The sequence below is a fragment of the Mesorhizobium sp. M0571 genome, assembly GCF_040320985.1.
In the GTDB taxonomy this organism is placed as follows: domain Bacteria; phylum Pseudomonadota; class Alphaproteobacteria; order Rhizobiales; family Rhizobiaceae; genus Mesorhizobium.
On sequence record NZ_JAMYQT010000057.1, the window covers coordinates 1 to 20,066 of the forward strand.

Annotated in this window: 17 protein-coding genes and 5 pseudogenes; 13 read left to right on the top strand and 9 right to left on the bottom strand. The window is 60.7% G+C overall.

The window, feature by feature from the left end:
• Nucleotides 1-294 precede the first annotated feature (294 nt).
• Both scpB and NKI85_RS32680 read right to left on the bottom strand, forming a co-directional pair.
• A pseudogene (scpB, locus tag NKI85_RS32675) lies at nt 295-972 on the bottom strand (SMC-Scp complex subunit ScpB); the annotation flags it as partial.
• 5 nt (nt 973-977) lie between these two features.
• Nucleotides 978-1,988 carry a DUF1403 family protein gene (locus NKI85_RS32680; RefSeq protein ID WP_352780131.1) on the bottom strand — a complete coding sequence of 337 codons (1,011 nt, stop codon included), beginning with the start codon at nt 1,986-1,988 and terminating at the stop codon, nt 978-980.
• Nucleotides 1,989-2,157: 169 nt separating this feature from the next.
• On the opposite strand from NKI85_RS32680, the gene NKI85_RS32685 reads away from it, so the two are divergent.
• From NKI85_RS32685 to NKI85_RS32695, 3 genes are read left to right on the top strand one after another with little or no spacing between them, the layout of a single operon-like run.
• Nucleotides 2,158-2,415, top strand: coding sequence for a type II toxin-antitoxin system VapB family antitoxin (locus tag NKI85_RS32685; RefSeq protein WP_031195575.1), 258 nt, complete (start codon nt 2,158-2,160; stop codon nt 2,413-2,415).
• Nucleotides 2,415-2,801, top strand: coding sequence for a type II toxin-antitoxin system VapC family toxin (locus NKI85_RS32690; RefSeq protein ID WP_352780107.1), 387 nt, complete (start codon nt 2,415-2,417; stop codon nt 2,799-2,801). The genes NKI85_RS32685 and NKI85_RS32690 overlap by 1 nt, the downstream gene beginning before the upstream one ends.
• On the top strand, nt 2,798-3,931 hold the full coding sequence (locus tag NKI85_RS32695; RefSeq protein WP_352780109.1) for a site-specific integrase: 1,134 nt from the start codon (nt 2,798-2,800) through the stop codon (nt 3,929-3,931). Before NKI85_RS32690 ends, NKI85_RS32695 begins: the two co-directional genes overlap by 4 nt.
• 352 nt (nt 3,932-4,283) lie before the next feature.
• Here NKI85_RS32695 and NKI85_RS32700 read toward each other — a convergent pair whose 3' ends face one another.
• Nucleotides 4,284-4,805 (bottom strand): B3/B4 domain-containing protein, encoded by a 522-nt coding sequence (locus NKI85_RS32700; RefSeq protein WP_352780111.1) that lies wholly within the window; start codon nt 4,803-4,805, stop codon nt 4,284-4,286.
• Nucleotides 4,806-5,141: 336 nt separating this feature from the next.
• Here NKI85_RS32700 and NKI85_RS32705 point away from each other — a divergent pair.
• Nucleotides 5,142-6,123 (top strand): annotated as a pseudogene (locus NKI85_RS32705) (IS5 family transposase).
• A gap of 204 nt (nt 6,124-6,327) precedes the next feature.
• Here NKI85_RS32705 and NKI85_RS32710 read toward each other — a convergent pair.
• Nucleotides 6,328-7,299, bottom strand: coding sequence for a LysR substrate-binding domain-containing protein (locus NKI85_RS32710; protein WP_352780113.1), 972 nt, complete (start codon nt 7,297-7,299; stop codon nt 6,328-6,330).
• A 122-nt stretch (nt 7,300-7,421) separates the two neighbouring features.
• Between NKI85_RS32710 and NKI85_RS32715 the strand changes: the two genes are divergently transcribed.
• The 7 genes and pseudogenes from NKI85_RS32715 to NKI85_RS32750 all read left to right on the top strand — a co-directional run bounded on the left by NKI85_RS32715 (nt 7,422) and on the right by NKI85_RS32750 (nt 12,569).
• The gene (locus tag NKI85_RS32715; RefSeq protein ID WP_352780115.1) at nt 7,422-7,889 is read left to right on the top strand and encodes an ATP-binding cassette domain-containing protein; all 468 of its coding nucleotides are present in this window, start codon (nt 7,422-7,424) and stop codon (nt 7,887-7,889) included.
• Nucleotides 7,889-8,665: an amidohydrolase family protein gene (locus tag NKI85_RS32720; protein WP_352780117.1), complete on the top strand. Its 777-nt coding sequence runs from the start codon at nt 7,889-7,891 to the stop codon at nt 8,663-8,665. Before NKI85_RS32715 ends, NKI85_RS32720 begins: the two co-directional genes overlap by 1 nt.
• Nucleotides 8,666-8,700: 35 nt before the next feature.
• On the top strand, nt 8,701-9,453 hold the full coding sequence (locus NKI85_RS32725; protein WP_352453729.1) for an SDR family NAD(P)-dependent oxidoreductase: 753 nt from the start codon (nt 8,701-8,703) through the stop codon (nt 9,451-9,453).
• A gap of 19 nt (nt 9,454-9,472) precedes the next feature.
• Nucleotides 9,473-10,312: a transketolase gene (locus tag NKI85_RS32730; RefSeq protein WP_352453734.1), complete on the top strand. Its 840-nt coding sequence runs from the start codon at nt 9,473-9,475 to the stop codon at nt 10,310-10,312.
• Entirely contained in the window at nt 10,309-11,331 is a 1,023-nt protein-coding gene (locus NKI85_RS32735; protein WP_502895560.1) for a transketolase family protein, read from the top strand. Before NKI85_RS32730 ends, NKI85_RS32735 begins: the two co-directional genes overlap by 4 nt.
• Nucleotides 11,332-11,436: 105 nt before the next feature.
• Nucleotides 11,437-11,722 (top strand): annotated as a pseudogene (locus NKI85_RS32740) (transposase); the annotation flags it as partial.
• Nucleotides 11,723-12,212: 490 nt separating this feature from the next.
• The gene (locus tag NKI85_RS32750) at nt 12,213-12,569 is read left to right on the top strand and encodes a hypothetical protein (RefSeq protein ID WP_352532429.1); all 357 of its coding nucleotides are present in this window, start codon (nt 12,213-12,215) and stop codon (nt 12,567-12,569) included.
• 137 nt (nt 12,570-12,706) lie between these two features.
• On the opposite strand, the gene NKI85_RS32755 is transcribed toward NKI85_RS32750, so the two are convergent.
• The gene (locus tag NKI85_RS32755; protein WP_352493678.1) at nt 12,707-13,675 is read right to left on the bottom strand and encodes a glycosyltransferase family 10 domain-containing protein; all 969 of its coding nucleotides are present in this window, start codon (nt 13,673-13,675) and stop codon (nt 12,707-12,709) included.
• 530 nt (nt 13,676-14,205) lie between these two features.
• On the opposite strand from NKI85_RS32755, the pseudogene NKI85_RS32760 reads away from it, so the two are divergent.
• A pseudogene (locus tag NKI85_RS32760) lies at nt 14,206-15,327 on the top strand (site-specific integrase); the annotation flags it as partial.
• A 245-nt stretch (nt 15,328-15,572) separates the two neighbouring features.
• Here NKI85_RS32760 and NKI85_RS32765 read toward each other — a convergent pair.
• Nucleotides 15,573-17,234 (bottom strand): tannase/feruloyl esterase family alpha/beta hydrolase, encoded by a 1,662-nt coding sequence (locus tag NKI85_RS32765; RefSeq protein ID WP_352780119.1) that lies wholly within the window; start codon nt 17,232-17,234, stop codon nt 15,573-15,575.
• 191 nt (nt 17,235-17,425) lie between these two features.
• Between NKI85_RS32765 and NKI85_RS32770 the strand changes: the two are divergent.
• Nucleotides 17,426-17,743, top strand: a pseudogene (locus NKI85_RS32770) (integrase); the annotation flags it as partial.
• 2 nt (nt 17,744-17,745) lie between these two features.
• Here NKI85_RS32770 and NKI85_RS32775 read toward each other — a convergent pair.
• The 3 genes from NKI85_RS32775 to NKI85_RS32785 form a co-directional block, all read right to left on the bottom strand.
• Nucleotides 17,746-18,003: an aminopeptidase gene (locus tag NKI85_RS32775; RefSeq protein WP_352453904.1), complete on the bottom strand. Its 258-nt coding sequence runs from the start codon at nt 18,001-18,003 to the stop codon at nt 17,746-17,748.
• A 56-nt stretch (nt 18,004-18,059) separates the two neighbouring features.
• On the bottom strand, nt 18,060-18,212 hold the full coding sequence (locus tag NKI85_RS32780; protein WP_352453905.1) for an aminopeptidase: 153 nt from the start codon (nt 18,210-18,212) through the stop codon (nt 18,060-18,062).
• Between the two features lie 451 nt (nt 18,213-18,663).
• Entirely contained in the window at nt 18,664-19,746 is a 1,083-nt protein-coding gene (locus NKI85_RS32785) for a sensor histidine kinase (RefSeq protein ID WP_352780121.1), read from the bottom strand.
• Nucleotides 19,747-20,066 lie beyond the last annotated feature (320 nt).

Sequence of the window (20,066 nt, forward strand, 5' to 3'; positions counted from 1 at the left end):
ACGGGTGATTTCAGTCCAGGCCATCGTGATCTCCATCGAATCTCGCAAATCCGACAGAATCACAACCTGCTGAAATCACTCAACTCTTTTTGGAACGGACACTAAGGCCGGCCCAAACGAGGCCGGCCTGAATTTCGACCCATGTCAGAAATATGCCGCAAATTTCGGACAATGCGCCACCTGTCGGTCTGCCCACTGCTTATCGCCGATCAATCTCTTGATCAGGCACAAGCAGACGCAGCGGTCGTTCCGTCGTCTGTGTCCAGCTATTCGTCGGTTCTCGACTTCAACGGCCTCCTGGAGGCCGGCAAAGTCCGGCATGATATCGCCCGCCAACAGCTTCTCCTTCGACAGCAGTCCGGCATCCTCGAGCGCCTCGAAATCCGGCAGGTCGCGCAGCGTGTCGAGACCGAACTCCAGCAGGAATTCTTTGGTCGTGACGTAGGTGTAGGGCGCGCCGGGCGTCGGGCTGCGCGGACCGGACGCAATCAGCTTCGCGCCGCGCAGATGACCGATGAGATCGCGGCTGATCTCCTTGCCGAAGAAGGAAGAAAGCTCGGCGCGGGTGATCGGCTGGAAGTACGCCACACACATCAGCACCAGCACTTCAGATTGTGTCAGATCCACGGCTCGCTCGTTTCCGCCGACCGCAGCGCGGATGGCATCGGCATAGGCCGGCCGGGTCAGGTGCTTCCAGCCGCCGGCGACGGCAACTAAATCATAGGGACGACCGCGCAGCCCCTCGCGAATGTCGTCGATCAAAAGATCGATGCTGTAGCTCTTGCCGACGATGCGGGCGAGCGTTTCGCGTGTCACCGGTTCGCTGGCTGCAAAGATCGTTGCCTCGACGCGCTGCATCCATTCACGCCAGCGCGCTTCCGGCGGCAGGTGATCCAACTCCCGGTCAAACAGGCGGTCGCCTGATCGTCCGTCATCTGGCCGGCCCCTCCCTCGCCTCGTTGCTTCCATCATGGTCGTCACAGCCCGTAGATACGGAAGGTCGGACGGCCGGACAGTTCACGCACCGCGCCGAGTTCGACCAAACGGTCGAACAGGCGGCGCAGCCCACGGTCGCTCATGCCGGCAATATCTTGCGAGGTAACGATCGCATCGTCGGACAGCAGCTTGTCGACAACAGCGCCCGCTGCCTTGGCCCTGAGTTTCGGGGCAACGGCAAGCAGCCGGTCCGCACGGCGCTCGAGCTCCGCGGAAAGATCAATCGCGCGCAGCGCAGCGCGCGCCTGCACGGCAAGCAGACCTTTTGCATGCTCAGGGTCTGTCCCAATGCTTATCGCCACGGAGCTGGCTGCCGATCGACGCGGGCGGGCGCTTGCGCCCAAGGCCGCTTCGGCGCCCAGCAGCGGCACCGCATGAACCCAACCCAACCGTTGCGCCAGCAAAGCGTCGGCGAGCCAGGCTCCAAGAGCGCGCGCAAAGCCGTGGCGTTCGGCGATCGCGATGGCGCCGGTCAGCATTCCGACCAACCCGGCGCTGGCGCTGAGCTGGCGAAGATCGTCCGTCAGGTCGCTCACGCTCGCGTCGTCGCGCGCTAGACCTAGATTATCCAGCATCGCGCCGATGCCAGCCTTGGTCAGCAGTTTTTCCGCAGGCATTCCGGCCAGCCGGCGCCAGGCGAGGAGCAAAAGACCCGCGGGCCCGACATTGTCGCCCGGTCGCGTGAGCAGCACGGCGTCGCGAAGTGCTGCTTCATCCTCGACGCGGCCGGCCTGCTTTGCCGTTGCCGCGGCGGCCGAAAGCGCCAGGCGCTGCCGCCAGGCGCCGGCCCACCGCTCCTGCCGGCGGACCACCATATCGAGCGCGCCGATGATGGCGCCCGCGGCGAGTGCGACGTCCTCAAAATCTTTTCCAGCAAGGCTTTGCGCATCCGGGATGGCGCGGCGCAGCCAGGCCGGCACCGTTGCCATCGGCGCGGTCGAAGGGGCAAGCGTGGTGTAGTGGCGCGGAGAGGGTTTGGGACGCAGAATCATCGCAAACACGATGAATCATGGCGGCGCTTTTGGCAATTGATTTGCGCAACAACCGCCGCACTTGTCGCCTATTTAAAACGAACGATAATGTTGCATTATCATTCGTTGTTTACGAGGGCTAGGGGACCATGGTAGAATACGCCAGAAAGGTAGAATTTTGGAGTCTTTCGTGTCCCTGAACATCAAAAATCCGGCCACCGTTGCTCTCGCCGATGAACTCGCACGCCGCCAGGGTATCAGTAAGACAGCAGCCATTCATCAGGCCCTTAGCGAGCGCTTGCATCGCTTGGGCTTTGGAGAGACCGCTCAGGAGCGTCTGCTGGCAGAATTGCGCGCCATCCGAGAAAGAGTTGCACGATTGCCTGAACTGGATAGTCGCAGCGACGAGGAGATCATCGGGTATGACGAGCATGGAATCCCTAATTGATGGTGATCGATACCTCAGCCGTTGTAGCGATCCTTCGGAGCGAGCCTGAGGCAGCAAGGCTGGAACGAGCGCTGGTCTTGGACCCAATCCGTCTGGTCCCGGCAACCTGCGTGCTCGAGGCACGCATGGTGCTGGTCAGCAGGCGCGGCGAACACGTATTGGCCGAGATCGATCTTTGGCTGCGCAAAATCGAGGCCGACATCATTCCTGTCGACTCCGAATTGGTTGATCTGGCGACCCAAGGTTGGCTGACCTACGGCAAGGGCCACCACCCGGCGGCGCTGAATTTTGCCGATTGCCTGTCCTATGCTTTGGCAAAGCGTGCGGATGAACCGCTGCTTTTCGTCGGCAAAGACTTCTCCCAAACGGATATCGAAGCGGCATGAGCATGGCTGGCGACGCGCAACGATCATCCGCTGCTTCCGGCGAGGACGACATGCCCGACATCATCGATATCGTCATGCAGATGGGCGATGCCGACCTAGCCTCGTCCCCTCCCCTTCCAGCCATTGCCAATCCCAGCCTGCCTGCGCATCTTGAGGCGCTCGCCGGCCGCGCGCGCGATTATATCGAGGCGGCGAGTTCGGCCAACACGCGCCGCGCCTACGCAGCCGACTGGAAGCATTTTTCGAGCTGGTGCCGGCGCCAAGGCATCGAGATGTTCCCGCCCGATCCTCAGGTCGTCGGGCTCTATATCGCCGCCTGCGGGTCAGGTACGGCCACTGGCGACAAAAAGCCCAACACCGTTTCAACCATCGAGCGCCGGCTTTCGTCGCTCTCCTGGAATTTTGCCCAGCGCGGCCAGCCGCTGGACCGCAAGGACCGGCATATCGCCACGGTGATGGCTGGCGTTCGCAACACCCACGCCTCCCCTCCCCGGCAGAAGGAAGCGATCCTGCCTGAGGATCTGATCGCCATGCTCGAGACCCTCGACCGCGGCACGCTGCGTGGTCTGCGCGACCGCGCCATGCTGCTTTTGGGTTTCGCCGGCGGCCTTCGCCGATCCGAAATCGTCGGGCTCGACATTGGTCGCGACCAGACCGAGGATTCTTCTGGCTGGATTGAGTTTTTTCCTGACAAGGGCGTGCTGGTGACCCTGCGCGGCAAAACCGGTTGGCGCGAGGTCGAGGTCGGCCGCGGCTCCTCCGACGCCACCTGCCCGGTGGTCGCGCTGCAAACCTGGCTGAAGCTGGCGCGGATCGGCCATGGCCCTTTGTTCCGAAGGGTAATAGGGCAAGGCAAAAGAGTCGGCGCCGATCGGCTTAACGACCAGGAAGTTGCGCGGCTGGTCAAGCGCACGGCGCTCGCAGCCGGCGTGCGTGGCGATCTGTCGGAGGGCGAACGCGGTCAAAAGTTTGCTGGCCATTCGCTGCGCGCCGGCCTCGCGTCCTCGGCCGAGGTCGACGAGCGCTATGTGCAAAAGCAGCTCGGTCACGCCTCGGCCGAGATGACGCGAAAGTATCAGCGCCGGCGCGATCGTTTCCGCGTCAATCTCACCAAGGCGTCCGGGCTCTGAAAAGCCCCCCTCCCTGCCCCGTTTTGTCCGCTGGGATGAGGTGGTCAGATCTCAGGCGATAATACCTCATCGAGCACAGCGAGCGCTGATCCAGACTATCGGCGGCCGACGCTTCGTAGTCAGGCATGATCATCAACTGCGTTATGGCACGGCCCACAAGCGGGCATCGCGATAAAAGTACGCCAAACAACGCTAAGGGAGAACAAACGGTGATCTGATTTCGTTCGACGCTCGTTTTCGAGAGCCGTTCTGGGTCGTTCGCAATCAACTGTGTAGGCCAGCGGAGCGAGCAAGGAGCGCCAGATCCGGACAGGGCTGAGTGGGGTGTTTCTCCGAAAGGTGGGGCCATACCCTAAGGAACACGAGATCTAGTGGACTCGTCGATTCGCGCGGTTTCGATTCGCGCACCCGGGCACAACGCTTGGATAAGTCCCATCAGATGCTCTCCGGTGGCCGTCATCTGTTTAGCTGACATTGGGCCGAGGGCTTCCAGCACGAGCCACATGGCGCGGGTATGGACCGTGACCATGGTGCGCCGCCCCTGCCGCCAGTTCCAGCGGCGGCACGTGACACCGGCATCATCGCACCAGATGACTTCGCCCGGTTCGGGATGCTCGGTTACCATTTCACCTTGCTGGATCGTGTCGAATGGCTCCGCTCCCTTCGCAATTAAAAGTCTCGGGACCCCCTGGTAAAGATCGAGATCCTCCCCGCCAATCGGAACGCCATACAACACGCTGACGGCATTGTAGGCATCAACCAGTGGGGAAATCCGCGGAGAGAGCCATCTTTCCGCACCCGCTTGAGAAGCGCGGCGGCCGAGCACGGCGTTCGATTGGCCTTTGTGCCGAAAGCCTCGTAGGCAACGGCCCACGCCGCAAGATGCGCGTCCCTTTGGGCGTCATCGCGAAGCGCCGCCTGTTCCGCCGCCGCAATCGTGTCGTTCAACGCCTGTGCATCCGGCACGTCGATTTCAGCGTTCCGCACCACAACGCTGATCAGATGAAAATCCGGGTAGCGGGCCTTGATCTCGGGGTCAATCAATGGCGTGAAAGACATGGGAAGCTCTTTTCTCATGGGGAGGCTTTGCGCTGCGGGTGGTTCGGGAAATGTATGAAGAAAGGTGCTTGTCGAGGCGTTGGTGCGTGGAACATTTTTCAAGGGTTTGCCGATAGGCAGGCGAGATCGCCAACGACATGATCTTCGCCCGATGCCCTACAAACACAATGCCAGCCGCCGTCACCGAGTCGCGAAGATGAAATTCAGGGTGACAAACTGGCCGGAATACGAGGCGGGCCTTCGGCGGCGCGGCAGTCTGACGCTGTGGTTGACAGAAGAAGCCTTGGCCAGGTGGCATGCGCCGCGAAGAACGACCCGCGGCGGCCAGCCCCGCTATTCCGATCTCGCCATCGAGGCGGTCTTGACACTGGGATGCGTCTTCGGGCTTCGTCTGCGCCAGAGCGAGGGATTGGCGACCTCGCTGCTCGATCTGATGGGGCTTGATCTACCGGTTCCCGATCACACGACGCTAAGCCGCCGGGCGCAGATATGGGAACCATCGGCCAAGCGGCAGCGGCATCCGAGGACGGTCCGCTGCATGTGCTGATCGATAGCACCGGATGAAAGTCTACGGCGCCGGCCAATGGCTGGAAGACAAGCACGGTGCCAGATCACGCCGGACCTGGCGCAAGCTGCATTTGGTTCTCAATGCCGACAGCGGCGAGATCATCGCCCATTGTCTGACCGACCAGGACGGCGACGATCCCTCGCAGGTGAAGCCGCTGCTCGACCGGATCGACGCAGAGATCGACCAATTCACGGCCGACGGAGCATATGATGGCGGTCCCACCTACTGCGCGGTGCTGCAACACAGCGTCACCGCAAGGATAGTCATCCCGCCACGTTCAAAGGCCGTGGAGAGTGATGACACCGGACCACCCGGTCAAAGGGACGGTCACATCACGGCGATCGCCAATGATGGAAGGCTGAATTGGCAGGCGTCCACCGGCTATGGCAAGCGCGCCCTGATCGAGACCGCCGTCGGGCGCTACAAGGGGCTGATCGGACGTCGCCTGCGAGCCCGCTCCTTTTCGGCTCAGCAGACCGAGGTCGCCATCGGCTGCGCCGTTCTCAACCGCATGACGGCGTGCGCACGCCCGGAGTCCGTTCGCTGCCCGGCAAGGCCGACATAGCAGGCGGCATCAAAGAGCTGATTGTGCCTAATGCCACATTTGTGCACCAACGCCTTGTGGCGCGGGCAGCCACAGGCACAGGCTACGCGGAAAATGAAAAGCGGGGCCAACCCATTCGCTTGCACACAGCCTGCGTTTTTGCCAGCTCCTCAACCGCAACGTGCTGTCAATCTTCGTCTTGCCATGTCTTGAACGCCGAACTGTTCACGCCATTGGCGCCGCTTTGTCATCCCGTGCCCCGAAATGAGGCCGTCGTTCGAACGATATGCGCAGTTGCTTATCCGCCAGAAACCGGCGAGCCAGATCGGTGTCGCGCTTACCCACGCGTGACACCCAGTCCGAAAACAGGCGAACCGCGCGCCGGTTCATATGCCGCGAAGGACAGACCAGCCAGTATCCCGGAAACTCGATGACCTCGAACTCTATCGAGACCGGAACCAGAGAACCCGACACCAGGTCCTCGAATGCGATGGATGTGCTTTCCAGGACCACACCTGCACCGTCCTTCGCCAGTTGAACCGACATTGACGAACGGTCGAAACGATAGGGATACGTCATGCGGGCGCCCTGGATACCGTTGCACGGCAGCCAATAATCCCACCGGAAATAGGCCTTCACACTGTCGATCAACCGCGCATGGCGAAGCTGCTCGCGCGGATCCGGTGAGATCGCGCGCAGTTCGGCAAGATAGGAAGGCGAGCACATCGGCAGGATCAGATCGTTGACGACGCAATCCGAATAAAGGCCGGCCCAGCCGCCGTCGCAATAACGAAGATCGAGATCGATGACCTCCGTTTCGAAATCCGAGAAATTGGGCGTGGCGTCGACGCGCAAATTCCAGCTCGGATAGCCCTTGCTGAACTCGGCCAACCGCGGCGCCAGCCATTTCTCGCCGAAGGAAGGACTGACGCGCAGGCTAAGCTGGAAGCTTTCGCGCTGCCGCACAATGGCATTACGCACCTCGCGTATGGATTCGAAAGCCTGGGTCGTGGTCTGGAAGAGCCGCTCACCGTCGATCGTGAGCGAGAGATGGCGCTTTTCGCGCTGAAAAAGCCGCACCCCGAGTTGGTGTTCGAGCAGCCGCAGCTGCTGGCTAACCGCCGAAGGTGTCACCTGCAATTCCTGAGCGGCCTTTGCCACGCCGCCGAGCCGCGCGACTGCCTCGAAATGCGTCATCGAATTGAACTTGATGTCTGACCTCGTCCTCGTCAGTTAAGCTCAGCTACACAGAATGTTAAGAAACGAAAATTGAGCCGAATGTCAATCGGTCGCACAGTGGTCCCGGAAGGAGATACAGGATGGAGCCGAGTTCAACCCAAAGCTTGGGTAGCGCCGGCAACGTGCCGGGAGTTGGACAGGTATTGACCAGGAAGCCCCTGATCGAAGCTGCGAATATCGAGAAGAGTTATGACGCAACCGGTGTCCTGCGGGGTGTGAGTTTTCAGGTCCGGGCCGACGAAATCCACGCGCTCCTGGGCGGCAACGGCGCCGGCAAAAGCACTCTCATCCGCATCGTCACAGGGCTGACCTCACGCGAAGCCGGCGAGATTGGCTTCGCCTCGTCGAAGGCCGACCACAACAGCCCGATCATGGCGGTGGTGCATCAGGAGCTGGCGCTGTTGCCCGAGCTGTCCGGTCGCGGAAAACATCGGCATTGTGCATGCGAGGTCGGGCTGGTCGCAGATCAGCCGTCGCCGCACGCGCGAAACTGCGCTCGGAGCGCTCCAGCTGATCGACCCAGCGATCGGCAAAGCGATCATCGATAATGCCGGCACGCAAATTGTCCCTCCACGAAGGCCAGATCGTCCAGATCGCTCGTGCCCTTTCCACCGGAGCCGAAGTGCTGCTTCTCGATCCCGGCGATCCGGTTGGGGAAACGCGCTGGCTGCAGGAGATCGCCAACAAGCGAGGCTTTCCGCATGGCATCGTCGGCTATGCCGACCTGTCCCAACCCGACGTCGGCGACCTCCTCGACCGCCACATGGAATATCCGAACTTCCGCGGCATGCGGCAGCCGATGAATTATCATCCCGACCCCGCCAAGACCTATCTGGCGCGGCCGGAGGTCAGTCGTACGCCCGAATGGCGGCGCGGCTTCCGGGAGCTGGCGAAGCGCGGGCTGAGCTTCGACCCGCAGCTCTACTATCCGCAGATGAGCGAGTTCCTCGAACTGGCGCGCGACTTTCCCGACGTGCAGATGATTCTCAATCACACCGGCATGCAGGTCGACGGCGCCGAGCATTTTGGCGCCTGGAAAAAAGGCATGCACCAGTTAGCGCAAGCGCCGAACGTCGCCTGGATCTCGGGCCTCGGCATGGGCGACTGGACTTGGACCACGTTCTCGATCCGTCCTTATGTCGAGGAGGCGATCGCAGCCTTCGGCGTCGGCCGCTCGATGTTCGCGACGAACTTCCCCGTCGACAAGCTGTTCTCGAGCTTCGACGCCATTTTGAACGCCTTCAAGGAAATTACGATCGCCCACCCGCACGAGGAGCCGCTCGCGCTGTTCCATGACAACGCCGCCCGGTTCTACCGACTTTAGATCGCCGGCAAACAGAAATAGCAGGAGAGTTCGACTTGTTGCTGAAAGGCAAGGCCGTGGTGATTTCGGGGGCCGCGGGCCCCCGGGGAATTGGCCGCTCCACGGCAGCGCTGATGGTACAGCACGGGGCTCGCGTTGCAATACTCGACCTCGATGACGGGCAAGCGCGTGACGCCGCTGCGTCGCTTGGACCCGACCATATCGGCCTTGCGTGCAACGTCGCGGACCTCGACGCCTGCAAGAGGGCGGCGGCGCAAGTGACAGAAACCTTGGGCAGGATCGATGTGCTCTGCAACAATGCGGGCGTCACGCAGCCGGTCAAGACGCTGGAGATCAGCGCGGCTGACTGGGACCGCATCCTCGATGTCAACCTACGCGGCGTGCTCCATCTCAGCCAGGCATTCATTCCGAACATGCGCGAAAATGGCGGCGGCTCGATCATCTGCATGTCGTCAGTTTCGGCCCAGCGCGGCGGCGGCATCTTCGGTGGCCCGCACTATTCGGCTGCCAAGGCGGGTGTTCTGGGGCTTGCCAAGGCCATGGCGCGCGAATTCGGTCCCGAAGGCATCCGCGTCAACTGCATCACACCGGGCCTGATCCAGACCGACATCACCGGCGGCAAACTGACCAACGCCATGCGCGCCGACATCATCAAGGGAATCCCGCTCAGCCGGCTGGGCGAGGCGCGCGACGTAGCCGGCGCCTATCTCTTCCTGGCTTCCGATCTGGCCAGCTACATCACCGGCGCCGTGATCGATGTCAACGGTGGGATGCTAATCCATGGCTGAGTGGACAACGGAGCTTGAGATGCCTCGCGCTGGCAGCAATGTCAGCCTGGCCGAACGAGCCTATCGTATCCGCCGACACGCCGTGCGGATGGGTCAAGTCCAGGGCCAAGGTTATGTCGGACAGGCGCTGGGTGTCGCCGACGTGCTTGCCGTCGCCTATTTCCATGCGCTTCGTTACCGGCCGGAGGACACGTTGTGGGAGGGACGCGACCGCTTCCTGCTGTCGATCGGACACTATGCGATCGCGCTCTACGCGGCTCTGATCGAAGCGGGCGTGCTGCCGGAGGAAGAGCTCGAAACCTATGGCAGCGATGAAAGCCGTATGCCGATGTCCGGCATGGCGCCATACACGCCCGGTATGGAGATCACCGGCGGCTCGCTCGGTCACGGCCTTGGCATTGCCGTTGGCATGTGCATGGGGCTGACGCGCAAGCGAAGCGACAGTTTCGTCTACAATCTTTTGTCCGACGGCGAGCTCGGTGAGGGCTCGACCTGGGAAGCCGCGATGTCGGCCGCCCACCACAAGCTCGACAATCTCATTGCCATTGTCGACTTCAACAATCAGCAGGCCGATGGTCCGTCGACGGCCATGCTCTCCTCCGAACCGGTGACCGACAAGTTCGAGGCGTTCGGCTGGCATGCGCAGCGCGTCGACGGCAACGACATCGAGGCGGTCCGCAAGGCCTTCGACATGGCGCGCGGCCTGAAGGAACCTCGTCCGCGTGTGATCGTTTGCGATACGCGCATGGCCAAGGGTGTGCCATTCCTGGAAACCCGCGACATCACGCATTTCATCCGCGTCGAACCGCACGAATGGACGTTAGCGCTCGAAGCTTTGGAAAAGGGACGTCCGCGTTGAGGTTGTCAAAGTTCGCGCCGCGCCACGCCGCCAATGCCGGTGAGCGCAAGACCACATCGGCGATGATCGCGTCGATCGCGCCCGATGGCGTACCGACACGCAATGCGCCGTTCGGGCACACACTGGCCAGACTGGCGCACCAGCGGCCCGGGATAGTTGGCCTGACGGCGGACCTCGCGAAATACACCGATCTCCATGTCTTCGCACAGGAGCATCCGGACCGCTTCTATCAGATGGGCATGGCGGAGCAGGTGCTGATGAGCGCCGCCGCCGGCTTGGCGCGGGAGGGTTTTACGCCCTTCGCCACCACCTACGCCGTCTTCGCATCGCGACGTGCCTACGATTTCATCTGCATGGCGATCGCCGAGGAGAAACTCAATGTGAAGATCGTCTGCGCCTTACCGGGGCTGACGACCGGCTACGGCCCCAGCCACCAGGCGACGGAGGACATCGCGATCTTCCGCGGGATGCCGAACCTGACGATCATCGACCCTTGCGACGCGCTCGACATCGAACAGGCCACGGAGGCGATCGCGGACTACAACGGGCCGGTCTACATGCGGCTTTCGCGCGGTAAGGTTCCTGTCGTGCTCGACGAAGACGACTATACATTTGAAATCGGCAAGGCGCGAATGCTGCGCGAGGGCGCGGACGTATTGTTCATTTCCAGCGGCCTCATGACCATGCGCGCGCTGGAGGCTGCGAAGGCGCTTGAAGCCGACAGGATCGGCTGCGCCGTTCTGCACGTTCCGACGATCAAACCTCTGGATACGGAGGCGATACTCGCTGCCGCGCGCCGTTCGGGACGGCTGGTGGTGGCGGCGGAGAACCACACCATCATTGGTGGCCTTGGCGAAGGCGTTGCCGCGCTGCTGATGCGCGAGAGAGTGACCCCAGTCTTTCGCCAGATCGCCCTGCCCGACGAGTTCCTCGACGCTGGCGCGCTGCCGACGCTTCACGATCGCTACGGGATCTCAACTTCCGAGCTCGTGCGCCGCGTCCGCATTTGGAGCGAATGAGAAGTAAGAGCTCTCCCCACACAACAGTTGAGTCATCGACCTTGACCTTGCCCTCTTATCTAATCCGGTTTGAAGTTCGTTCTGGCCCATCGAGAGGACCAGGACATGAAACGTAGCCGCTTCTCTGAAGAGCAGATCATCGGAATTTGAAGGAACATGAGGCCGGGGTATCGGTTGCCGATCTGTGCCGCAAGCACGGGGTCAGCGACGCCTCGATTTACAACTGGAAGGCCCGCTTCGGCGGGATGGATGTCTGCGAGGCTCGGCGACTGAAGGCTCTGGAGGACGAGAACACGCGGCTGAAGCGGCTTCTGGCCGACGCCATGCTCGACAATGCCGCGTTGAAGGATCTTGTGGGAAAGAAATGGTGACGCCCGCGGCCAAGCGGAAACCTTTCCAGCGACCAGATCGATCAACTTCAACGCCGACTGCAACGGACCAGGCGATCAAGGAAAGGTGCATCATGAAGCATTCGCGGAGCCGACAATAGCCGACCATTCTCGACCGGATCATCCACAACGCCCATCGCATCACCCTCGAAGGCGACAGCATGAGAAAGCAAAAAACACCGCCGCCCTTGACCGGCGCCGAAAACGGCGAAATCAATCGCAAATGACTTCAACCAGGCAACCGAGCGCCGACCCCATCCTGCTGTCCGCGAATTAGTGAAACTGCTGTCCGCGATTTAGCGGAACGACTGTCCCGTTTTTGCGAAATACGCACGTCCGACGCAGCTTGCGTTGACAGAGGCGGTTTTACGCGCAGTTGCAATAGCACTTCCGCCGGCCTATTTTTGTGGAGTTCATTGTGGTTCGGCCAAGGGCGCTTTGGGCGCCGGACCGGCCCCGTGTAAACCTCATTAAAGAGAGACGAACCCTGCCATGGAAGAATTCTTATCGCGCATCGCCACTGGTGCCGGCATCGACCCGGCTCTCGCAGAGAAGGCCGTTGGGTTAATGCTGGGGTTCCTGCAACGCCACGCGGCCGACGGTCCCGTTGCGCGCATGATCGCGGCCATTCCCGGAGCTTCGGAATTAGTGGCGAAGTATCATGGCAACGACCCAGAGGGCGGAGGCGGCCTCATGGGGCTCGGCCAGCAATTGATGAGTGAGGGTCTCAGCATTCTAAAGATCGCCGCCATCGCCAACGAGACGATCGCCTTCGCCAAGGAACATGCCGGCGACGAACTCGTGGACGAGGTCCTCAATTCCGTTCCTGGCCTTCCCCAGTTCGTCTGATCAGCGGCAGCCGGGGCGCATGACCTCGTGCGCCCGTGCCGGCCCGTCTGCGCAGGTAGGCATTCTCCGCCGAGCGCTCCGTACCGATCTCGCCAGACCACCAACCGCCGGGCACGCGAAGCGAGCGTTGGAGTACTTCATTCGTCTCTCCCAAAATCGACCGCAGGCGAACCGATGTGTATAACTTCCGGCGGTAAGGGTTTATCGTGAACGCTTTCGATGAAGCCCGCGAGATAAGCAAACGTATTGTATTTCTCAAGAACCAACCGCTTCGCCTCTTGTATTGCGCCGCGACGCTCCTTCCAGAGGTCCGAGTCGATGATTTCTTGAATTTTTTGGATTACGTTCTTGTCCTCTGGGTCAATCAGAACCATTGAGTCGGAAGGGAAGAACCTCGTGATTGCCGGGCTGCCGTAATAGATCGGCATTGTTTCAGCAACGAAGCAGTCCATAAGCTTCTCTGTAAAATAGTAATCAGCACGAGTATTCTCGAAAGCTATACTGTAACGGTACGGTGCGAGTGCGTCCCATTTATCTCCAATCAGCCGAAAACCTCGGCCGAACAGGTCAAAATCGAGCTCCTCTCTTAGCCGTTCCAGAAACGCCAGCCGATATCGATGCCCTTTAAGCAGGGCGATGTTACTGGTAATCCATGAGAGCCGAAGCGGCTTGTCCACGACTTCGCTGACCAGAAGTTGGTCATATGTCTTTGTTACAGACCAAGACCGAGTGATAGGTGGAGACAAAACGAATCGGCGCTCTGCATTCTGCCGAGCAGCCAGCTCTGCGTCAGACGTCAGGACGATGGTATTTTTCCCCTGCCCTTCATGAAATGCGCGATGAGCTTTCGTCGGCGGTTCGCCGATTGCAAAAATTGTCCTGTTTGGACTCGCCTCGATATCAACAGGGAGCCCAAAAATAGAAGCAGAGTTAAAGACAATATGCCAATCGGGCGCGAAGGATGTCCTGCGTACAAAAGCGACATTGTTCCAGATTCCACTGCCCTTTGGAGTGAGATGGTGGATTGCATCATCCAAAACGCCCCAAGAATCCAGACATGTAGCAACAATGGGCGCCGGACGTTCCGTCAACAATTTGGTCGACAAAGCAGTTCCACCCCATTCACTTCCGTTGGATCGGGAGCAACTCGTGCATCGGGCGCAAGACCTCTCTGCGCCTGAAACAGCTCGCGATCCTGATCGGTATCAAACACACGATTTTCTGTGCGACTTCGCGATTCTGTGCGACTTCGCGCCATTCGACAACTCATCTCTAAGACCGCGGGAATCCCTTCACTCGTGAAGGTACTCAATCGCCATTTCGGATTGCGGTAAGATTGGGCAGCATAAACCTTCCGGGACCCGCTGTCGAGGCAATTGTCGCTTTGCACCTAACCAGGTTCTTCCTCACTTTGTGTGGTGATCAGGCCGGTTGAGTGGCAGCATGCGTGCCCTCTAAAATATGGAAGTTGACTACATTCTTATTATTAATCGGACCAGTTTAGAGGCGGCTCGCCTCTCACAGGCGACGTTTGCAGCGGCGACGGCAGATCGAGATATTGGCGGGTTGATGCCGGGGCTTTGTCCGAAATCTGTGGTCCGATTTCGGACGAAGTGACGGTCAAGATGTCCGAAATATGCTACGAATTTCGGACAAGCTTCACACACAAAGCGCCGCGGCTTTGCCCGACATCATCGATATCGGTCATGCAGATGGGCGATGCCGACCTAGCCTCGTCCCCTCCCCTTCCAGCCATTGCCAATCCCAGCCTGCCTGCGCAGCTTGAGGCGCTCGCCGGCCGCGCGCGCGATTATATCGAGGCGGCGAGTTCGGCCAACACGCGCCGCGCCTACGCAGCCGACTGGAAGCATTTTTCGAGCTGGTGCCGGCGCCAAGGCATCGAGATGTTCCCGCCCGATCCTGAGGTCGTCGGGCTCTATATCGCCGCCTGCGCGTCAGGTACGGCCACTGGCGACAAAAAGCCCAACACCGTTTCAACCATCGAGCGCCGGCTTTCGTCGCTCTCCTGGAATTTTGCCCAGCGCGGCCAGCCGCTGGACCGCAAGGACCGGCATATCGCCACGGTGATGGCTGGCGTTCGCAACACCCACGCCTCCCCTCCCCGGCAGAAGGAAGCGATCCTGCCTGAGGATCTGATCGCCATGCTCGAGACCCTCGACCGCGGCACGCTGCGTGGTCTGCGCGACCGCGCCATGCTGCTTTTGGGTTTCGCCGGCGGCCTTCGCCGATCCGAAATCGTCGGCCTCGACGTCGGCAGGGATCAGCCGAGGACGGGCGCGGCTGGGTCCAGATTTTTGCCGATAAGGGTCTGCTTGTCACATTGCGCGGCAAAACCGGCTGGCGCGAGGTCGAAATCGGCCGCGGCTCCTCCGACGCCACCTGCCCTGTGGTCGCTCTGCAGACCTGGCTAAGACTGGCGCGCATTGCGCACGGACCGCTGTTTCGGCGCGTTGCTGGTCAAGGCAGAGCCGTCGGTGCCGATCGCTTGAACGACCAGGAGGTCGCACGCCTGGTCAAGCGCACGGCGCTCGCCGCCGGCGTGCGCGGCGATCTGTCGGAGGGCGAACGGGCCAAGAAATTCGCCGGCCACTCACTGCGCGCCGGCCTCGCCTCGTCGGCCGAGGTCGACGAACGCTATGTGCAAAAACAGCTCGGCCATGCCTCCGCGGAGATGACGCGAAATTATCAGCGCCGGCGCGATCGTTTCCGCGTAAATCTCACCAAGGCGTCCGGGCTCTGCTGCCCCCGTTTTGTCCGCTGGGATGAGGCGGTCAGATCTCAGGCGATAACAATTACCTCATCGAGCACAGCGAGCGCTGTGTCCAGACTATCGGCGGCCGACGCTTCGTAGTCAGGCATGATCATCAACTGCGTTATGGCACGGCCCACAAATTCCGGGTTTAGCTTTTCCAACCGATCCTTGGTCCGGGAGACCTGTTCCGGGAATGCGCGCAGATTGAAGCGAACAAATGACGAGGTCTCTTATCCCCGACACGAATAGCTCGCGATCTCATCGGGATTTCCCTTACCGCCATAGGCAGCTTGAGTGGGATAAGCGCAGATCGGCTGGTGCTTGCCGGGGAATGCCTTGCTGCCAGCCGCGAGAGAATCCGGAGCCTTGTCTTGGTTTATCCAGCCCTCGATGGCGGCCAAAGGATCAAAGTCGTCGAAGGCTTGGCCATCGCCGCAGTGGGTCATCCCCGGGATTATGAACATGCGCACGAAACGGCGAGTCGCTTCCAAATCGCCGCCGCTTGTGACCTCGACGACTTGCTTGTACCAGCGCACCAGATCGTTGGCTGAGAAGACCGGATCGGAAAGTCCCTGAAACAAGAGCAGCTTTCCACCGTGGGCAGCGAAGCTGGCGAGATACGTGCCGGTCGCATCATTGAGCTTGGCCGTATCCGCAACGCGTGCCGGATCCTTGTCGAAGTCGAACTTCAGGGGGTCAAAATTCGGCGCCGGGGGCGTCATGAAGTAGTATTGAAGCGAGCGGGCTCCCAGAACGATGTTATTTGCATCCGACTGGGAAGTGGGGGAATTGCCCAGCTTCCACATTCTCCAGTCCGCGCCCGCAACGCCCGTATCATATGGCCAATCGCTGTAAAGCTTTTCGCCATCGGAGCTTTCCGGACCCGCGAACGCGCGGCTCATGGCCTGCACTTGACCAGCCGTGAGGCAGCTGTCCGTCTTATCGCCTTGGCAGGACAGGACCTTTGGGTCGAACCGGCACTGCTGCCAGGCGTTGATGACGCCATCCTCAATGCCATCGCGGGCATCACAGGCAGCGAGAACCGCCTTGGCGACGATGTTCAGATCCTGCTGGGAGAAGGCGCGGGATAGAATGGGATGGCCGGCCTCATCCTTGGGAGCGATGCTCATGTACTGGCGAGTATCCCAGGCTTCGGCAATGTTGGCGGCACTGAGACGAAAACCCGGGCTACCTGCAACAATGCCGTCGAACTCGAGCGGATATCGCTGAGCCGCTATCAACGCCTCACGACCGCCATTCGAGCATCCCATGAACACCGACTTTTTCGGAGCCGCCCCATAGAACTTGGCAATCACCTGCTTCGAGACCGAAGTGACTTTGCCAATGGAGGCGTACGCAAAATCAATGCGTGCGGCTTGATCGACCCCGAAAGCCGGATCGGGGCTTGGGTGCCCGCCATCCATGCTTACAACAGCGTAGCCGCGCAAGAGCCCGGGAGCCGCGGTCGAGTTCCGGCAAGGAATGGTCCCGACGGCCGGCGCCAGGAAGCCATCAACTGCGCCGCCGCCCTGGAAAAGGAACATGTCGTTCCAGGTCGTCGGAAGACGCACCTCAAACCGGGTGCCATATGATTGACCATCGACCCCCTGGCGTTTCCCGATAACACCTCGGACAAGGCAGTGCCCGCCCACTTTTACCGCCTGAGGCGAGGCGCCGGTGAATGCAGTGAAGGGATCTGCGGGGATCCCCTGCGGCTTTTGAAGGCTAGCCTCGGTAAAGATCACGCTTGGAATTTTGAGCTTGGCGATGGACCGGCACGCCTGATCCGACGCGTTTGCCGCCAGTGCAGGCGCACATACACATATGATCGCCAACATCAGTGCCAGCGTGCACCCGCGGTCCCGCAGCTTGAGCCCGTTAGCCAAGAACATACCCATCCTCCCTGGATGCGCCCGATAGCCCGAAAGCTGATCGCATTGGTAGCTAGTTGTGAGCTTTCAGTAGGTTGTCCATCCGGTCCGAACCGGGAAAGCTGAGATTGTCGAAGCTTCAGTGACTCCAGGGGGACCGGATGAACATCCATAAGAATACCGGTCTGACGCCGCTCGGTCGAGAGCGGATTTTTTGCGCCTGGGCGCGCCGGCAGCACCTCGAGGTGTTGCCGCCTGATCCGCAGACCGTCGGCCTCTACATCACGGCCTGTGCATCCAGAAAGGTTACAGGAGACAAGAAACCAAACTCTGTGGCGACGATCGAGCGCCGTCTCTCCTCCCTGGCGTGGAATTATACGCAGCGTGGCGAGCCGCTCGATCGAAAGGACCGCCATATCGCCACCGTGCCCGCCGGCATCCGTAACAGCCACGCAAAACCGTCTGTGCAGAATGAGGCCATACTTCCCGAAGACCTGATCGCCATGCTGGAGACGGTGCTCCGCAAGACCCATCAGGTCGCCCCAGGCCAGAGCAACCGGCTCGTCCCCGGGGAGGACGAAACGGTCGACCACTCCGCTTGTTCGACTTGTGTTCGGGCGACTATCCCGGCTTCTATGCATCGCGCTTCGGCGCGGCGAGCTTTGTCCAACGCGCCAAGCCTTTGAACCGAATCGCTGTAGACGGAAGTCGCGGCGAGCTTCGCGTTGTTGATCGGAGCATCGAACCAGGCGTCGTATCCGCGGTATCCACCCCATCGTCTGTCGCGCAATCTGTTGGCGAGCGCGTCCTCAGCCGTTCGATCGCGGCCGTCTTTGCCGCAAACTATTATATGGCGGCCGCCGATGCCATTCGGGCCCGCAATATCTCAGGGGTTGAAGGATCGTCGATCAGTTTTCCGATGTCTTGGCGGGCCGCGATGATCTGCACATGACCCTGCAAAGATTGCGCGTAGTAGGAAATACTGGTGCAACTGGTCACCCCAGGCGTCAGGATAATCGTAGAACCAATCGAACGAATGCACGCATCGCGGTTTGCCTACAGCACTGCTCTCCTGTCCCGATAGCGCAAATTCGCGGTTACCTCCGGCCACGAACAGTCGGACCAATTTTATTTGTAGGTTAGACCTTCGTCCTCGGCAAGATTGGCCAAGTGATGACTCGCTGCTGAATTGCCGGCCCGCGCGTGATGAGCGCGAAGGCGTCAGGTGCCCCCGCCGTCAAGACTCAAGCCGCAACGCAATCAGGCGGGAGTGCCTTCCGCTAGGTGGGGATGGACTGGCCGCCGAAGTCAGAAGCAGCAAGCCTGGAGCATAATGGAAGACCTCGACCATGTGAAGCAGGCCGTGAAGGGCGACCTAGCCTATTTGCAGCCACCTGCTCAAAGCCGCGACATGAAGCCAGCCGCCAGCCTGCTAGTCGACAGCAACCGTTCAGCTTGCTGCCGCCGACCGCTTGAAAACGATGGTCACCTTCGTCCCTTTGTTGGCGCTGGACTCGACGGCTAGCTGCGCCTTGGCGTTCTCGGTCAGCGATCGCGCGATCAGCGCTCCGAGCTTGCCTGGTTTGGGCCACACCTCGCCTTCCGGCAGGCCGATTCCGTCGTCCGCCACTATAACCCGGCAGCCGTCGCCATCGACGACGCTGTGCAGTGTTATCGTGCCGCCATCGCGGCCCCGGAACGCATGCTTTAGTGAATTGGTCAGCAATTCGTTTACGACCAGCCCGGCCGGCATGGCGACGTTTATTGACACGGGATATGTATCCACCTTCATATCCAGCCGGATTCCCTCGACCGCATGCGAGCTCATGACCGCGGACGCGATCTGGCTGAGATACACACCAAGGTCGACCTCCTCCTTCGGCTGGTCGGCAGTTAGCGTCTGGTAGAGGATCGCCAGAGCGTCGACGCGACCGGCGAGCCGCTCAAACCGTCTCCGGTCGGCCTCGGTCGCGTTGCGGCTTTCCAGCCGGATCAGCGCGGTGATCATCTGCAGGTTGTTCTTCACCCGGTGCTGCAGTTCGCGCAGCAGCGTGTCTTTCTCGCTAACACGCTCCTCGGCCGAGCGCTCATCTCCCGCCTCGCCATGGGCGGATACGTCGACCAGGGCCACCAGTCGGAAGCACACCTTGCCGTTGTCGTCTTCGATCACGTTGGAATAAACGTCGACGATCGCGGGTTTGTCCTCGCCGCGTTCCAGCCTGAAGGTGCCGACCAAATCGGTTCCTTCGACCACGGCCTCGGCTAGCGGCCTGTCCTTTTGCTGATGGAGGCCTGTGCCTAAAAGGGCCGCCCAGTTTTCTCGGGTGAGCCTAGCGGCTGTCAGCCCTGACAGTTTCTCGAATTCCGGATTGGCGTAGACCACGCGCTCTTCACCGGCAAGGTCCGAAACGGCTATGGCGATCGGCACCTGGTCAAGGAATTTCTTGAACTGTTCGCTTTCCAGTGCTGTTGCAAGGTCAGGTGTATCAAGCAACTGCTCGACCGCCTCAGCCTTCTCTGAATCCGCTGTCATTTGCGCGCCTGTTTTGTGCGGATATTATCAACAATGCGGCGAGCCTGCCATCGCCAAAACTGGAGCTGCATCTCACATTTCGCATCACGCATCTGACAACAAGCTCTGCATCGCGTAACGGCCGCACGTCTAGCATTGCGACCGGCCGAAGGAGAGCGGCAAGGATCGGCTACAATCCAGGTGCCTGGAATGTCGAAGCGACCGGTCAAGTGGGTACGCTGCGGAAGATCGATAGAGCAGGCATTCAGGGAGAATGAGTTCGCGTGCCGGCCTCGGCGATACGTGCCGACACTGTCAACCTCATGACCGCATGCGGGCTG

Excerpts from the sequence above, each read along its gene's own strand:
- NKI85_RS32720 (WP_352780117.1), top strand. The coding sequence starts at position 7,889 with ATGCCGGCACGCAAATTGTCCCTCCACGAAGGCCAGATCGTCCAGATC.
- NKI85_RS32690 (WP_352780107.1), top strand. The coding sequence starts at position 2,415 with ATGGTGATCGATACCTCAGCCGTTGTAGCGATCCTTCGGAGCGAGCCT.
- NKI85_RS32750 (WP_352532429.1), top strand. The coding sequence starts at position 12,213 with ATGGAAGAATTCTTATCGCGCATCGCCACTGGTGCCGGCATCGACCCG.
- NKI85_RS32710 (WP_352780113.1), bottom strand. The coding sequence starts at position 7,299 with ATGACGCATTTCGAGGCAGTCGCGCGGCTCGGCGGCGTGGCAAAGGCC.
- NKI85_RS32730 (WP_352453734.1), top strand. The coding sequence starts at position 9,473 with ATGCCTCGCGCTGGCAGCAATGTCAGCCTGGCCGAACGAGCCTATCGT.
- NKI85_RS32785 (WP_352780121.1), bottom strand. The coding sequence starts at position 19,746 with ATGACAGCGGATTCAGAGAAGGCTGAGGCGGTCGAGCAGTTGCTTGAT.
- NKI85_RS32695 (WP_352780109.1), top strand. The coding sequence starts at position 2,798 with ATGAGCATGGCTGGCGACGCGCAACGATCATCCGCTGCTTCCGGCGAG.
- NKI85_RS32680 (WP_352780131.1), bottom strand. The coding sequence starts at position 1,988 with ATGATTCTGCGTCCCAAACCCTCTCCGCGCCACTACACCACGCTTGCC.
- NKI85_RS32765 (WP_352780119.1), bottom strand. The coding sequence starts at position 17,234 with ATGTTCTTGGCTAACGGGCTCAAGCTGCGGGACCGCGGGTGCACGCTG.
- NKI85_RS32715 (WP_352780115.1), top strand. The coding sequence starts at position 7,422 with ATGGAGCCGAGTTCAACCCAAAGCTTGGGTAGCGCCGGCAACGTGCCG.